This window comes from Ammoniphilus oxalaticus, assembly GCF_003609605.1.
Taxonomy (GTDB): Bacteria; Bacillota; Bacilli; order Aneurinibacillales; family RAOX-1; genus Ammoniphilus; species Ammoniphilus oxalaticus.
This window is the reverse complement of the sequence record NZ_MCHY01000001.1, coordinates 62,401-76,253: the sequence shown is the minus strand read 5'-3', so window position 1 is coordinate 76,253 and position 13,853 is coordinate 62,401. Positions and strand designations below refer to the sequence as shown.

At 45.6% G+C, this 13,853-nt stretch carries 14 protein-coding genes; 2 read left to right on the top strand and 12 right to left on the bottom strand.

All coding sequences use genetic code 11. The features are described from left to right. Positions 1-73: 73 nt before the first annotated feature. Both ytfJ and BEP19_RS00375 read right to left on the bottom strand, forming a co-directional pair. Positions 74-490, bottom strand: a complete 417-nt coding sequence (gene ytfJ, locus BEP19_RS00380) for a GerW family sporulation protein (RefSeq protein WP_120187885.1) — start codon at positions 488-490, stop codon at positions 74-76. Continuing rightward, complete coding sequence (locus BEP19_RS00375; protein ID WP_120187884.1) at positions 463-1,122, bottom strand: DUF2953 domain-containing protein; 660 nt, start codon at positions 1,120-1,122, stop codon at positions 463-465. Before BEP19_RS00375 ends, ytfJ begins: the two co-directional genes overlap by 28 nt. Positions 1,123-1,253: 131 nt before the next feature. On the opposite strand from BEP19_RS00375, the gene BEP19_RS17430 reads away from it, so the two are divergent. Continuing rightward, on the top strand, positions 1,254-1,391 hold the full coding sequence (locus BEP19_RS17430; protein ID WP_170145196.1) for a hypothetical protein: 138 nt from the start codon (positions 1,254-1,256) through the stop codon (positions 1,389-1,391). A gap of 132 nt (positions 1,392-1,523) precedes the next feature. Here the strand turns inward: BEP19_RS17430 and BEP19_RS00370 are convergent, their stop codons facing one another. The 4 genes from BEP19_RS00370 to BEP19_RS00355 form a co-directional block, all read right to left on the bottom strand. Further along, positions 1,524-1,727 (bottom strand): alpha/beta-type small acid-soluble spore protein, encoded by a 204-nt coding sequence (locus BEP19_RS00370; protein WP_120187883.1) that lies wholly within the window; start codon positions 1,725-1,727, stop codon positions 1,524-1,526. Positions 1,728-1,807: 80 nt separating this feature from the next. Continuing rightward, positions 1,808-2,926, bottom strand: coding sequence for an MGDG synthase family glycosyltransferase (locus BEP19_RS00365; RefSeq protein WP_120187882.1), 1,119 nt, complete (start codon positions 2,924-2,926; stop codon positions 1,808-1,810). A 67-nt stretch (positions 2,927-2,993) separates the two neighbouring features. Next, positions 2,994-3,674, bottom strand: coding sequence for a TerC family protein (locus tag BEP19_RS00360; RefSeq protein WP_170145195.1), 681 nt, complete (start codon positions 3,672-3,674; stop codon positions 2,994-2,996). Between the two features lie 717 nt (positions 3,675-4,391). After that, positions 4,392-5,051: a Crp/Fnr family transcriptional regulator gene (locus tag BEP19_RS00355; RefSeq protein ID WP_120187880.1), complete on the bottom strand. Its 660-nt coding sequence runs from the start codon at positions 5,049-5,051 to the stop codon at positions 4,392-4,394. A gap of 291 nt (positions 5,052-5,342) precedes the next feature. On the opposite strand from BEP19_RS00355, the gene BEP19_RS00350 reads away from it, so the two are divergent. After that, a complete protein-coding gene (locus BEP19_RS00350) occupies positions 5,343-6,371 on the top strand; it encodes an ABC transporter substrate-binding protein (RefSeq protein ID WP_120187879.1) in 1,029 nt (342 codons plus the stop codon). A gap of 399 nt (positions 6,372-6,770) precedes the next feature. Here the strand turns inward: BEP19_RS00350 and BEP19_RS00340 are convergent, their stop codons facing one another. The 6 genes from BEP19_RS00340 to BEP19_RS00315 all read right to left on the bottom strand — a co-directional run bounded on the left by BEP19_RS00340 (position 6,771) and on the right by BEP19_RS00315 (position 13,751). After that, positions 6,771-7,325 (bottom strand): manganese catalase family protein, encoded by a 555-nt coding sequence (locus tag BEP19_RS00340; protein WP_120187877.1) that lies wholly within the window; start codon positions 7,323-7,325, stop codon positions 6,771-6,773. 25 nt (positions 7,326-7,350) lie between these two features. Then, positions 7,351-7,662, bottom strand: coding sequence for a spore coat protein CotJB (locus BEP19_RS00335; protein WP_120187876.1), 312 nt, complete (start codon positions 7,660-7,662; stop codon positions 7,351-7,353). A 176-nt stretch (positions 7,663-7,838) separates the two neighbouring features. Then, complete coding sequence (locus BEP19_RS00330; protein ID WP_120187875.1) at positions 7,839-8,558, bottom strand: demethylmenaquinone methyltransferase; 720 nt, start codon at positions 8,556-8,558, stop codon at positions 7,839-7,841. Between the two features lie 97 nt (positions 8,559-8,655). Next, a complete protein-coding gene (locus BEP19_RS00325; RefSeq protein WP_120187874.1) occupies positions 8,656-10,248 on the bottom strand; it encodes an MDR family MFS transporter in 1,593 nt (530 codons plus the stop codon). Between the two features lie 155 nt (positions 10,249-10,403). Then, positions 10,404-12,332 (bottom strand): threonine--tRNA ligase, encoded by a 1,929-nt coding sequence (gene thrS / locus BEP19_RS00320; protein ID WP_120187873.1) that lies wholly within the window; start codon positions 12,330-12,332, stop codon positions 10,404-10,406. Positions 12,333-12,425: 93 nt separating this feature from the next. Then, on the bottom strand, positions 12,426-13,751 hold the full coding sequence (locus tag BEP19_RS00315) for a bifunctional folylpolyglutamate synthase/dihydrofolate synthase (RefSeq protein WP_120187872.1): 1,326 nt from the start codon (positions 13,749-13,751) through the stop codon (positions 12,426-12,428). Positions 13,752-13,853 lie beyond the last annotated feature (102 nt).

Below are 13,853 nucleotides of genomic sequence, written 5' to 3'. Positions count from 1 at the left end.
AAAAAAAGTGGGAGCTAACCAAATAAATTGGTTAAGCTCCCTCTTTTTTGTCTCGAATAGCGAAACTTCACTTTTACTGAAGATCAAACGGATCTTCCCCTTGATTTTTAATCGCTTTTTTGTTCGCGCTAAATTTATCGATCACCTGCGGAATATAATCCATGATCTTGTCGACCATCTGATTATGTCCTTCCAATGGAATCGTCTTTACGCCATTTTTACCAACGACGAGGAAAGCAACAGGCGTAATTGACACACCGCCACCCGCTCCACCGCCAAAAGGATTAACATCCTCGCCGATTTTCGACTCTTTTTCCACCTCAAAATCAGACCCTCCAGAGGCAAAACCAAATCCTACTTTGGAAATAGGAAGGATAATGCTTCCATCCGGCGTTTCGACGGGATCCCCGACAATTGTATTGACATCTACCATCTCTTTTAAGTTTTCCATTGCTGTTTGCATTAAGCCCTGAATAGGATGCTCTGCCATAATCCTTCACGCCCCTTTATAATTTTAAACAAAATTCGGGTGCCTGCAATTATAATATTCCCGATTCGAAATCTGAGTATGCAATGTAATTCTGTATTAATATCGCTTCCTTGAAAGGCGGCAATGACATTCATTTTCGGCTCCGTTTGCAGCGTTGTATACCGTGAGATGAGACCGATCACAATTGATTTAATCCCCCAGACCCCACCTGTCACCATCCCCGTCATCGCCGCATCCCCAACGCCTACTTTGCTGTACCATTCCAAACGATCACATTTTATCTGCTTGCTCATCACTTTCACCACTGCGTTAAAATCACGCATTCGATCCTTTATCTTATAAATCTTCCGATAGTAGTTCTGAACCTCATTTGGCGTGAGTCGAAACTTTTTCTTTTTGACGGGTTCCTGCTTTACCGCCACGCCTGTTTTATGTTTGATACCGACGCCCTTAAACAACATTTGCAATTCCAATGTAGGAATTTCGTACTTTAATTTGATGAGGCCCCAAATTTCGATTCGAATGCGAATGCGGTCATCTTCAGCCTTTCGGATGTATTCAAAGTTGATCCTTACCGATGTAAAAAAAACGATTGCGATAAGAGCAAGCAAAGCTAATCCGAACCAAATCATGTTATCCACCTCCTTACTAGTATGAACGAGCCCAGCTTCGATTAGTCGAATGAATAGGAGACAGAACAAATGGTAATTTATTTCATGTTTCAATTAAAAAAGGGAGAGACTAAGAGTGGGAGGTGGCGTCCATGAGCGACCAAAACAGATTAATGGAATTGATGGAAAAAGGGAAGAAAAAGCAGCTCAACAACAAAGAATTGTTGGAAATGATTGGCTTGCTCGGTCCAGAACAGGCGATGAAAGCAATTCGCAACAAGTCATCATAAGACCTTATAGAGCGGCGAATCTTCGTCAGATTTGTTGGGCCAAACTGCGCCTACGGCTACATTAAAACAGGACAACCCAAAGGTTGTCCTGTTCGCTTCCTTTCATCCAATGAAGGAAGTTGTATTCCATTATTATTGACGGAAACCAGCTAATTGTTGTTCAGCGAATTGAACAAGACGCTTTGTAATCTCACCGCCCACAGAACCGTTTACGCGAGAAGTTTGATCAGCTCCAAGTTCAACGCCAAATTCTTGAGCAATTTCATATTTCATTTGATCAAGAGCTTGAGCAGCGCCTGGCGCTACCAGTTGGTTAGAGTTGTTGTTGTTTGGCATGTGTGTTTCACCTCCTTGAGTGGTGTAATCATATAGTTTCTCAAAAGAGGTTTTATCATGCGCAGAAGGCCTATGTTAAATTATTCCACTGGTCCACAAAGAATCTTACCCACTTGGTAAGCTGCATCTGGCATTGAGTACTTGGCAATTTGTTGTTTAAGCAACCTTGCTCCCTGTTGATCCGCGAGAAAGCGATCAACCAGTTGAGGTAATTCGGCTTGACTTTTCACCCTTAGAGCCAATTGACTGTCCATTAAAAATTGACTATTTCTTTCTTCCTGACCGGGGATTGGCTTATAAATGAGCAGCGGTAAGCCGCAAGCAAGCGCTTCAGATACCGTTAGTCCGCCCGGCTTGCCAATTAATAAATCAGCAGCGCTCATCCACTCATCCATATTGGAGACGTATTCTTTTACATAGACAGGATGCGGATAAGACGTTTTTTCCAACCACCGTTCCAACTGTTCTTTTGCCTTCGTGTTTGTTCCCGTAATGACACAGACTTTCACTTTTTGGTCCATCTCAGCCAGTCCTTTTAAAATCTCAATGAAAGGAACTAATCCGAGTCCACCGCCCATCACCAGACAAAGGGGCAGATCTCCCTGCAAATTTAATTTTACGCGCGCTTGAATCGGGTCCAGTCGTTGACTATAACAGGGATCGATCGGGATACCCGTAACAAAAATGTTTTTTTCAGAGACGCCATACTGATCGATCAACCGACTTTTTAATTCCATCGCTCCTACAAAATAATGATCAATTTCTGAATGAATCCAAAATGGATTGACGGAATAATCGGTTAAGGCAACCCCGAGTCGAAACGGCTTTGACGTTTTTTTCTTTAATTCCGCAAGTCCCCCTAAGCAAAAAGCATGTGTGCTAACGACGACATCGGGACCACGCTCTTCCAGATAGGGTTGCAATTTTCTCGCTATGTATTTTCGAAGCGCTTGCTTCGTCAACAAACTCCATTCACGTTCTCGTTGATAAGCCCATCCCCACAATTTTGCGGCATGTTGAATCGTTCCCATATAAAGCTTGCTCGTCATCCGTTCTAGAAACGGATTAACATGAGTCAACGATTGGTCTACTTCTATTTGCGCATGCGGATAGACAGCCGCAATTCCTTTTGCCACATTTTTTGCTGCTTGATAATGGCCCGTTCCCGCGATCGACTCGGTAAGTATGAGTACTTTCATTAGATGGACACCTCACTGATGGTCAAAAAACACATTCTCCTATCAGTATGCCCCGAAGAATGATCCATTATTTTACATGATGAAAGGTGAATAAACTGTTTCGCCGCCACTTTCCTATGAACAGCGCTAAACCTGTCGCCATAATCGGAATCAGCGTGTCGAGGTAAGGTAACTTCCACCCCGCCAAATACGAAATCAAAAGCGGTTCTTCCAGCATCATCGATGTGGCCACAAAAACTAACACCCCCGAACCAAAATAGACGAGGATCGGATATTCATTCATCCACTTTGCAATCGCGGCGCTCCCCCACATTAACAAAGGAATGCTCAACATTAGCCCAAAAATCACGAGTCCAAAATTCCCTTTCGCCGCGCTTCCGATCGCCAGCACATTGTCTAAACTCATCACCACATCGGCAATTACAATGATCCGAATCACTTCCCAAAGATTGCGACCTTCCTCTATCTGAGCGACATCTTCCTGCTGGGTTAACAATTTAAGAGCAACCCAAATTAATAAAAAGCCGCCGATCAATTTTAAATAAGGAATCCCGAGCAACCATGTAATAATCCCTGTGAACAGAATCCGCAGCCCTACCGCGCCAACCGTCCCCCACATAATCGCTTTTTTTCTTTCGGGCGGCGGCAAACGTCGACTTGCCATCCCAACGACGACGGCGTTATCACCACTCAAAATGAGATCAATGATAATAATATTCAAAAAACTGAGCCAAAATTGCCCGTCCAAGCTGATTCCCCCCTCAACGTTCACCTCCATTCATCTATATTCGCTTGTCCACTGCGTCATACCAATGGAGTTGAAAGAGAGATGGAAAGGCGCGCGGGGAGGGCGAGTGCTCTAACGAGAGTTGCGACCTCTACAGAGGGGAAAACAGCGAAACAGGCGTTGCAGCGGGAGATGGGACCGTTACAGAGCGACAGGGTTAAATGAGAGCAGTCGGCGAGCCCTCTAACGGGAGTTGCGACCTCTACAGAGGGAAAAACGACGATTCGCGCGCTGCAACGGGAGATGGGACCGTTACAGAGCGACAGGGTTAAATGAGAGCAGTCGGCGAGCGCTCTAACGGGAGTTGCGACCTCTGCAGAGGGGAAAACAGCGAAACAGGCGTTGCAACGGGAGATGGGACCGTTACAGAGCAACAGGGTTAAATGAGAGCAGTCGGCGGGCCGCTCTAACGGGAGTTGCGACCTCTACAGAGGGAAAAACGACGATTCGCGCGCTGCAACGGGAGATGGGACCGTTACAGAGCGACAGGGTTAAATGAGAGCAGTCGGCGAGCGCTCTAACGGGAGTTGCGACCTCTGCAGAAGGAGAAACGACGATTCGCGCGCTGCAACGGGAGATGGGACCGTTACAGAGCGACAGGGTTAAATGAGAGCGGGGGACGGCCAGCTCGCTAACCGCCCCGAACCAAGCCGCGATGGCATCCCGCCTACGCGCCCCTTACCCTTTTACTAACAAAGATTTATGTTCTAAGAGTAACTTACCTTCTTTTCTTAACTGGCTAATTACCCTACTAGCTGTTTCGCGGCTGGTGCCGACCATATTCGCAATATCTTGGTGGGTCAGATCAATTTCTAGCAGGTAACCATCTTCCGTTTTCCGCCCCTTACTCTTCGCTAACGAGTGCAACACGTTCAAAATTTTGCCCGCCATGTCCCCGCTCAACACGTTGGATAAACGCCGTTGCAACTCGCGTATTTGTTCATCGAATTCCTTCAACAACTTTAATGTTAAACGCGGATTATTCTCTAACACTCTTACAAACTTATCCACTGACATGAAATAAAAATGCCCGTCTTCCAATGATTCCGCGGTCGCCGGGTAGTTACTGCCTCCATACCAACCGACGTGCGGAAATATATCTCCTTTTCCAAGCAAATTGACAATTTGCTCACGTCCATCTTCCGTCGTCTTATATACTTTCACTCTGCCTTGTTGAATAAAGTAAACCACCTCGCAAGGGTCTCCCTCATTAAATAAAATCTCCCTGCGTTTAATTTCGCGCGGCAACAACAAATCCGCCACTTGTTCAATTTCTTCCTCGGTACAATATTGAAATATTTCAACGCGGCTGAGCATCTGCCCCAATTCACTTTGCATTCTCTATTTCACTCCCTTTATTTCACCTGCTTATGGCATTATACCAGAACCGTTTTAGAAGCATGAAACTCGACGCTTCGCGCTTTAACTTTCACCAGAGACTATAGCCCTATGCAAAGGGCGTGTGACGCCTTTTATCGACACAATTTGACAATAACTTCGATAAAAATCAATTTAGCATTGTGCAAATTTCAATTTTCTGATACTTTATAAGTATGCTTTTTTAGCGCAGCACTAAATAAAGCGCTGGCATTTATTGAATACGCGAAATGAATTGAGGAGGATCTTCACATGAAAAAGAGAGTAAAAAAGTGGATGCTCGGCTTAATCGGGACAACGCTGGCGCTATCCTTAGCCGCATGCGGCGGGACCAACCAACCTTCCGACAATGCGGATCAAGGCGATCAAGATCAACAAGCTGGTGAACAACAAGTTAACGTCGGTGTCATTCAAATTGAAGAGCACGCTGCTTTAGACGCGGCGAGAAAAGGCTTTATGGATGCCCTAGCCGAAAATGGATACAAAACAGACGAGCAAGTCAAGTATAACTATCAAAACGCGCAAGGGGATATCAATAACGCGACAACGATTGCCCAACAGTTAGTTGGCGATAAGGTGGATCTAATTTTGGCAATTGCTACTCCATCCGCGCAATCGGCCGCGCAAGCAACGCAGGAGATTCCGATCTTAATTACAGCGGTTACTGATCCTGTTGACGCGAAGCTAGTAGCATCAATGGACAAGCCTGGAGCAAACGTGACAGGAACATCCGACATGAATCCGATCAAGGAACAGTTGACTCTTATAAAGGATATTGTACCTGATGCGAAGACAGTTGGTATTATTTATAACTCAGGGGAAGACAACTCGATTTTACAAGTGAATCTAGCGAAAGAATATGCGCAGGAACTTGGTTTTGAAATTGTAGAACGAACGATCTCAAACAGCTCGGAAGTAAAACAAGCGGCAGAATCTATGCCAAAAGTAGACGCATTCTATGTGCCAACTGATAATAAAGTCGTTGCCGCGATTGAATCCGTGTTGATGGTCGCTGAACAAGCGAAAGTTCCCGTCATTGCGGGAGAATCCGAATCCGTTAAAAATGGAGCTTTGATCACATACGGACTTGACTACTATGAACTAGGCAAGCAAACAGGCGAAATGGCGATCCGCATTTTAAAAGGGGAAGCAGAGCCTGCTGAGATGGCAATTGAAACACAAAAAAATCTTGGCCTCACAATCAATAAAAAAGCGGCGGAGCGCTTTGGCGTAACCATCCCGCAAAAATTATTAGATGAAGCCGTCGAAATCATCGAATAAATATCAAAAGCAGGCGAGGAATTTTCCTCCGCCTGCTTTTTTACGTGTACTCGCCCGCCGCGCTGCGCGGCTTGGCTTCTTATTTGAAATCATTCCGACAAAGGGAGCAGGAGCTGCGATTTTGGAACCTAACCACGACTTTTTGGAATCTGGGACCGAATTTTGGGACCTAGCGGTACATTTTTGTGACCTGCGCGCGATCTTCAGATCGGCCGCTCCACCTGCCTACCCGAATTCCACGATTTAGCGCGGTATTTCCGAGCTTTGGACTCAAACTTCCCCGATTTGCTCCGACCCAACGCAAATCCTCGTCCTCTCGGCCCACATTTCACGACCTGGCTCAAAATTTTCGAGCGCCAAGCTCGAGTTCCCGTGATTTCCACGATCAGGCGCCTTAATTTATGTTCCTTCTCCCAAAATAAAGAGGGCTTCTTGGAAGCGGGCAGCATGGACTAAGCTACGTTCACGTAAAAAGCGGAGCGTGTCTTGAACACACGGATCTTCTGTCAACGTAATAAGATTTTCGTAAATGGTTCTTGATCGCGCTTCGAGGGCGAGGTTGGACATGATGTCGGCGATGGGTTCGCCAACATGTTGCAGATAATCAGCGGTCCACGTGTTTCCGCTCGGATTTACATAAAAAAGTCCATTTCTATGTTCGACATAATGCTGGGCGATTCCCGACTCGCGTGCCTGTTTCGGTGAGAGTCCCTTCAATAGCTTACGGATCATGACGCCGATCATTTCCAAGTGACCCAGTTTTTCCGTGCCGATATCGACCAACAATTGTCGGACTCGCTTGTTTTCCATCGTAAAACGTTGATTCAAATATTGCATCGCGGCGGCCATCGCCCCATTTGGTCCCCCATATTGCGCCATCAACAACTGGGCTAGCCGCGGATCGGGATAAGTAACCTCCACATCACACAATAGATTTGCTTCATAAATCCACAAGGCTGCCAACTCCTTTCTATATAGATTAAGGCCGATTTTCGAAACAATCATCTAACGGATCGTATCCGTAACCTAACGCCCGCTCCCACCAACGCGGTCCATACCAACCCAATGGTCCACAAGATTGTTCATATTTTTGTTTTAACCCCGCCCAATGAGATTGCCAAGCGGTATATTGTTGACGAGCGGAGTGATCGAGCGGATGTGTATCCAGATACAACATCAAATCAATCATCGCCCGTTGCGTCGTTCTGATCTCAGCGCGTAGTTGCTCACAAACCTGGGCGATGTCATCTACACAAACGGACTCCTCCGCTCGCGCGTTTTTGTTACCCATTCGTCATCTCCTCCCTCTCCCCAATCAGCGTATTCAAATCACTAGGCAAATGTCACTAATAACCATAAAATTGCAAAAAAATAAGCCGATTCATCGGCCTATTTAAACTTTATCCCCCAAGTGATAAAGCAATCATCGAACCACCTCGGCTCATATTATCCTTTTTTCAAATACTATTATTTTCTTCCCTCTACAATCGCTAGTGTTCCACCCATCAAATTCGTATATCTTGCGTCTCTCAAACCATTTTCCGCAAACAACTGGGTCAATTTAGGGGCATCAGGAAAATGTTTCGCTGATTCATAGAAATAACGATACGCGTCGCTCTTGCCAGCTCCGACTTGGCCCATAATCGGTACGATCTTTTCGAAATATACCCAATATGCTTGTTTAAAGACAGGTGCGGTCGGTTTTGACATGTCTAACGAGACCAGCTTTCCGCCTGGCTTCAGGACTCGGATCATCTCACGCAAGGCGACTTCCAATTCAGGCACATTTCGTAATCCCCAGGCAACCGTTACCGCATCGAATTGCTCGTCCTCAAACGGCAAATCCATCGCATTGCCTTGCATCAACTCAATCTGCCCCCGTTGAGGGTGATCAACGATATTTTCCAAGCCAATTTCGATCATCTTTTCTGAAAAATCGAGGCCTGTTACTTTTCCTTGCGAGCCGACCGCCATCGCCAACTGCATCGATAGTTTTGCTGTGCCGCAACAAACATCCAACACATGCTGGCCGGGTTTCACACGCGCGCGTTTGACAACTGTCCTCCGCCACTTTTCATCGCGACCAAGGCTCATCATTCGATTCGTGCGATCGTACCCTTTTGATATATTATTAAACAGCTCTCTAACATACGATTCTTTTTTATCTTTGGACGGCAGATAGGACAACTTGAAAAGCCCCTTTCTCTCTACATAACAATAATTCTATTATACCGATTTAGTAAGCTCTACGTCCACCGCGAAACTCCCTTTGACACGTTTTAAATCAGGAGGAAACTTCCTCCTGATTAGGGTCCAACGCTGGTTTCATTTCATTCGAAGTCCGCAGCGGAATCTCTTTTAGCAAGAGAGTAGCGACAAAAGAGAGCATCACGATCACCCCTGTGAACAGAAAAACTTGCGTCAACGAATGATTCAGCGCCTCCCGTAAAACGACAATAAATTGCTCAAAATGGGGTTGAGCGTCAGCGGGAAGTCCCGCATGTATCCCTTGCAACGCCTCGGTACTCATCAACAACTGCGGATTTAACAATTCCTCGCCGCCAAGCGCATGTTGCTCAGGCAGTAGCGGGAGCGAACTCCCTTGTAACCGTTCAGCCATTTTTGAGCTCATAATGAAGCCCATGATCGCTACTCCAACCGTTCCGCCAATTTGTCTAAACAACTGTCCCGTCGCCGTCACGACGCCAAGATATTTATGTTCCACCGCATTTTGAACCGTTAATGTGAAAATTGGCATCGTCATTCCTAAACCAATTCCGCTAATTACAAGGTTTATAATGATCTCAATCAAATCCGCCTGCGGCGTCAATCTTGCATTTAGAAAAATCCCTGTCGCCATAATTACAAATCCGATTAAAGCCAGATTTTTATATTTTCCTGTTTTTGTAATCCATTGACCTGAAGCAGCGCTGACCGTCACCATCGACAGCGTCATCACCATTTCCACCAAACCCGATGTCGTCGCTGATTTACCGAGCACACCCTGCACATAAAATGGCACAAACATGATCAACCCAAACATTCCCATCCCAGACAAAAACAAGACAACGTTAGAGACGGACACTACACTATTTTTGAACAAATGCAGCGGCACAACCGGGCTCTCCACTTTATTTTGAACATAAATAAACCCGCCTAAGCAGATTAGTGTGAGGCTAAACAAACCAATAATCGGCCATGAAGTCCACGCGTAGACCGTCCCCGCCCAGCTAAAGCCGAGCAACAAACTTAAGATTAAGATCGACAACAAGATTGAACCGAAATAATCGATTTTTTCCTTCGCTTTTTTGTCCGCTTTCGGATACAGCTTGAAGATTAAAATAAAGGCAATCAAACCCACCGGGAGAAAAATCCAAAACACCCAGGACCAATCCATGTTATCGACGATATATCCGCCAAGAGTCGGTCCAAACAAGCTAGACAAGCCAAACACACTCCCCATAAAACCTTGCCAACGTCCTCGTTCTCGAGCGGAAAACAAATCACCTACCGTTGCAAAGGAAGTGGACATAATCATCCCCCCGCCGAATCCCGCCAGTCCCCGAAACAAAATTAGTTGAAAGATTGACGTGGAGAAACCGCATAACAACTGACCCACAATAAAAACCCAGATTCCAATCAAGATGAACACTTTCCTGCCATAGATATCAGATAATTTTCCGACTAGAATTGCGGTAATGCTCGAGGTCAGCATATAAATCATAAAAACCCAGTTAAAGTACTCCATTCCACCGATGTCCGCAATAATCTTAGGCAAAGACGTTCCGACAATCGTCATGTTTAATGCGGCAAACAGCATCACAGACATGACGGAGAGCATGATCGCAATCTTCCTTTTTGTATCTAAATGTTCCAATCGATCGGAACCTCCCCGCTAAAAATGTTACAACTCAACTCAAAATCAGGCGTAAAACATGCTTCAATCCACAATCCAATCCCTAAGAAAAAGATGACGCTACTCAGTGACTGCTTTCCTAAGCTGCTAGTAAAAAAAGCGCCAAATGGCGCTTTTTACTGTTTGGAGTCGATAGCATCGAGAACCTGATTCACAAAATCCTGCGTGGCTAACGCTCCTTGATCCCCTTCGCCCCGCTTACGAACGGCAACTTGACCATTCTCCGCTTCCGCTCGACCAATCACGGCCATATACGGAACTTTTTCTAGCTGAGCTTGGCGAATCTTGTAACCAATTTTTTCATTCCGATCATCCAATTCAACGCGAATCCCGACACGCTTTAACTGTTGAACGACTTCCGCGGCATACGCATCAACATCGCTCGTGATCGTCAACACTTTCACTTGCGCCGGCGCCAACCAAACCGGGAAGCGCCCTTCATACACTTCAATTAAGTAGGCGGTTAACCGTTCCATCGTTGATAAAATTCCACGGTGAATAACAACAGGACGATGCGGGCGGTCATCTTCGCCAATATACTCGAGCTCAAACCGTTCTGGCAATAAGAAATCCAGTTGAACCGTCGATAGTGTTTCATCATGACCGATCGCTGTCTTCACCTGCACGTCCAATTTCGGACCGTAGAAAGCTGCTTCTCCTTCCACTTCCTTATACGGTAACCCCATCGTATCCATCGCGTCTTTCAACATTTTTTGAGCCAGTTCCCATAGCTCGTCATTTTGCACATATTTCTCTTTATCTTCTGGATCGCGATACGATAATCGGAACCAATAATCGGTAATATTCAAATCTTTATAGGCCCGTTCGATCAATTCAACCGCGCGGCTAAATTCCTCTTGGATTTGATCTGGACGACAGAATATGTGCGCGTCATTTAACGTCATCGCTCGCACCCGTTGCAACCCAGACACGGCCCCAGACGCTTCATATCGGTGCATCATTCCTAATTCGGCAATTCGAATCGGCAGATCGCGGTAACTGTGTTTGTCTTGTTTATAAACCATCATATGATGCGGGCAGTTCATTGGTCGCAGCACAAACTGTTCATTGTCCAACTCCATTGGCGGGAACATGTCTTCCTGATAATGATCCCAATGTCCCGAAATCCGATACAAATCGGCGTTGGCTAAAACAGGCGTATAAACATGGTGATAGCCTAAGCTCTCTTCTAAATCAACAATGTAGCGCTCCAACGTTCTGCGGATTTTTGCCCCGTTTGGCAACCAAAGCGGAAAACCAGCGCCCACTTCTGGCGCATTCGCAAAAATTTTCATCTCACGTCCGATGCGACGGTGATCGCGACGGCGCGCTTCTTCAAGTCGCTCCAAATAATCATTCAGGTCTTTCTTTTTCGTCCAAGCGGTTCCATAGATTCGCGTTAACGAATCATTCTTAGCGTCCCCACGCCAATAAGCGGCGGATAAAGACATTAATTTAAACACTTTCAAATACCCTGTGGAAGGAACGTGCGGTCCACGGCAAAGATCCGTAAATTCGCCTTGTGTATAAAGGGTTAACGTCTCTTCATCTGGTAGATCTTCAATAATTTCAACTTTATATTTATCGTCGCGCTCTTTAAAAAAAGCAAGCGCTTCATCCCGACTAATTTCTTGACGCTCAATCTTCACATTTTCCTTAACGATCTTAGCCATCTCTTGCTCAATCTGTTCAAACTCATCTGAGGAAAACGTACGTCCCGCCATATCATAATAAAAACCATCTTGAATGACCGGTCCGATCGCCAATTTCACATCAGGCCACAGTCGTTGAATCGCTTGAGCCATCAGATGAGCTGTGGAGTGACGTAAAACTTCCATTCCCGCCTCATCCTCTGTTGTGAACAATTCGATCGCGCAGTCTTCCATGATCGGCGTCGTCAACTCAGTCAACTCCCCGTTGACGCTGCCGACAACCGAATCCCTTTTTAATCTTGAGGAAATTTGTCCTGCAAGGTCACGCAGATTGATGCCTGATTCAACTTCGCGGACACTTCCGTCCTTTAATTTGACCTGTACCACTGACATTTTCTCACACACCTCTTTTTACTATATCCATCATTTTTTTATCATACCGAATCTAGCCTAGAAAAGCCAGCTTGTCCTTACAAACAATGAGTTCTAGCGGTATAGTCGCTTTGCGTTGCCAATGAATGTTTGTGTGCCAACAATTAAAATTAAATCGACGCCAGGTTGTTGTTTCGCGAATTCTAAAGCCTTGTCTAAAGGAGTAATTTCTCGAGAAGATCGATTCATCTTTTTTGCAAAAATGAACGCCTCCGCCGAAAATGATTTGTGCGATAAATCGGGCGTGGAGATAATCACTTGTTCCGAAAAGCCGCTAACAACTCGAATTACGCCCTCATAATCTTTATCGACAGGAACGCCCACAATCGAAATCACTTTTTGAAAACCGATTGTTTCCACCAACTCTTGAATGTACAGCGCGGAAACGGCGTTGATCGCTCCATCCGCAATCACGGTCGGATTTTGACTGAGCAGTTCACATCTGCCTGGCCAGCGAGCTTGCGCTAACGTATCACGCAGTAGTTGTTCGGGGAAACGATCACCGATGATCGATTCGCAACAGGCAACAGCAGTCGCGGCGTTATTTGCCTGGAAAGCGCCTAACAACGGGAGGTGGAGTCGGCCATAATCCGCTCGTTCAGTCCGTAGCTGAAAAGTAATTCCGCTCCGATCTAGTTGAATAGAGTCAGCCTGAAATTGTTCACCATAGACACGCAGATCCTTTATATGACTAAGCTCTGAGCGCAACGTTTCAAGAATCGCGTGTTGTTGATGATTAACGATCACCGTCGTCGTTTCCCCTTTGACAATGCCCAGTTTATGCCATATGATGTCCTCAATGGTTGGTCCTAACGTATCAAGGTGTTCCGGGAACAGTGAACTAAGCGCGGCCCACTGATTTGAAACAACATTCGCTTCGTCAAATCTACCGCCGCGACCGGCCTCAATCACAGCAAAATCAATTTGCTGTTCCTTAAAGTAAAGCCAAGCAACACTCAACGCCAAACCGATCGGTCCTTGATAAGCGACGCGCTCGAGTTTCGTTTCTAGCTCATTTACATATGGCTCGATCTTTCTTGTGAGGCGCAAAAAATCTAGCTCGCTAATCTGCTGCCCGTTCACTTGAATTCGTTCCGTAAACTGGATCAGATGCGGTGAAGTAAACAACCCCACTCGGTATCCTAAGCCACGCAATAAAATAGAAATGAGATGGGATGTCGATCCTTTCCCTTTACTGCCCGCAACCAACACTGTTTTTATACCTTGATCGGGCTTGCCTAGTTGATCTAATAACCATCTGGCTCGTTTGGGATCACGCGTGACCGAATCATCCGCTTTTGGAATATAAGCTTGGGCCCGTAAAAAAGATTCGTACATAAAATTTTCTGCATCTACATACGTTTGCAACTTAGTTTTCAATCGAATCGTCCACTCGTTCCTTCTTCATTTTCCTTTCATTATAACGTATTTAGTTGATATAAAACGAGAGCGGTTGGAATAATAAATAAGAAGATCTATTGG

Coding starts and splice junctions, on each gene's coding strand:
- ytfJ (WP_120187885.1), bottom strand. CDS start 490: ATGGCAGAGCATCCTATTCAGGGCTTAATGCAAACAGCAATGGAAAAC.
- BEP19_RS00375 (WP_120187884.1), bottom strand. CDS start 1,122: ATGATTTGGTTCGGATTAGCTTTGCTTGCTCTTATCGCAATCGTTTTT.
- BEP19_RS17430 (WP_170145196.1), top strand. CDS start 1,254: ATGAGCGACCAAAACAGATTAATGGAATTGATGGAAAAAGGGAAGAAA.
- BEP19_RS00370 (WP_120187883.1), bottom strand. CDS start 1,727: ATGCCAAACAACAACAACTCTAACCAACTGGTAGCGCCAGGCGCTGCT.
- BEP19_RS00365 (WP_120187882.1), bottom strand. CDS start 2,926: ATGAAAGTACTCATACTTACCGAGTCGATCGCGGGAACGGGCCATTAT.
- BEP19_RS00355 (WP_120187880.1), bottom strand. CDS start 5,051: ATGCAAAGTGAATTGGGGCAGATGCTCAGCCGCGTTGAAATATTTCAA.
- BEP19_RS00350 (WP_120187879.1), top strand. CDS start 5,343: ATGAAAAAGAGAGTAAAAAAGTGGATGCTCGGCTTAATCGGGACAACG.
- BEP19_RS00335 (WP_120187876.1), bottom strand. CDS start 7,662: ATGGGTAACAAAAACGCGCGAGCGGAGGAGTCCGTTTGTGTAGATGAC.
- thrS (WP_120187873.1), bottom strand. CDS start 12,332: ATGTCAGTGGTACAGGTCAAATTAAAGGACGGAAGTGTCCGCGAAGTT.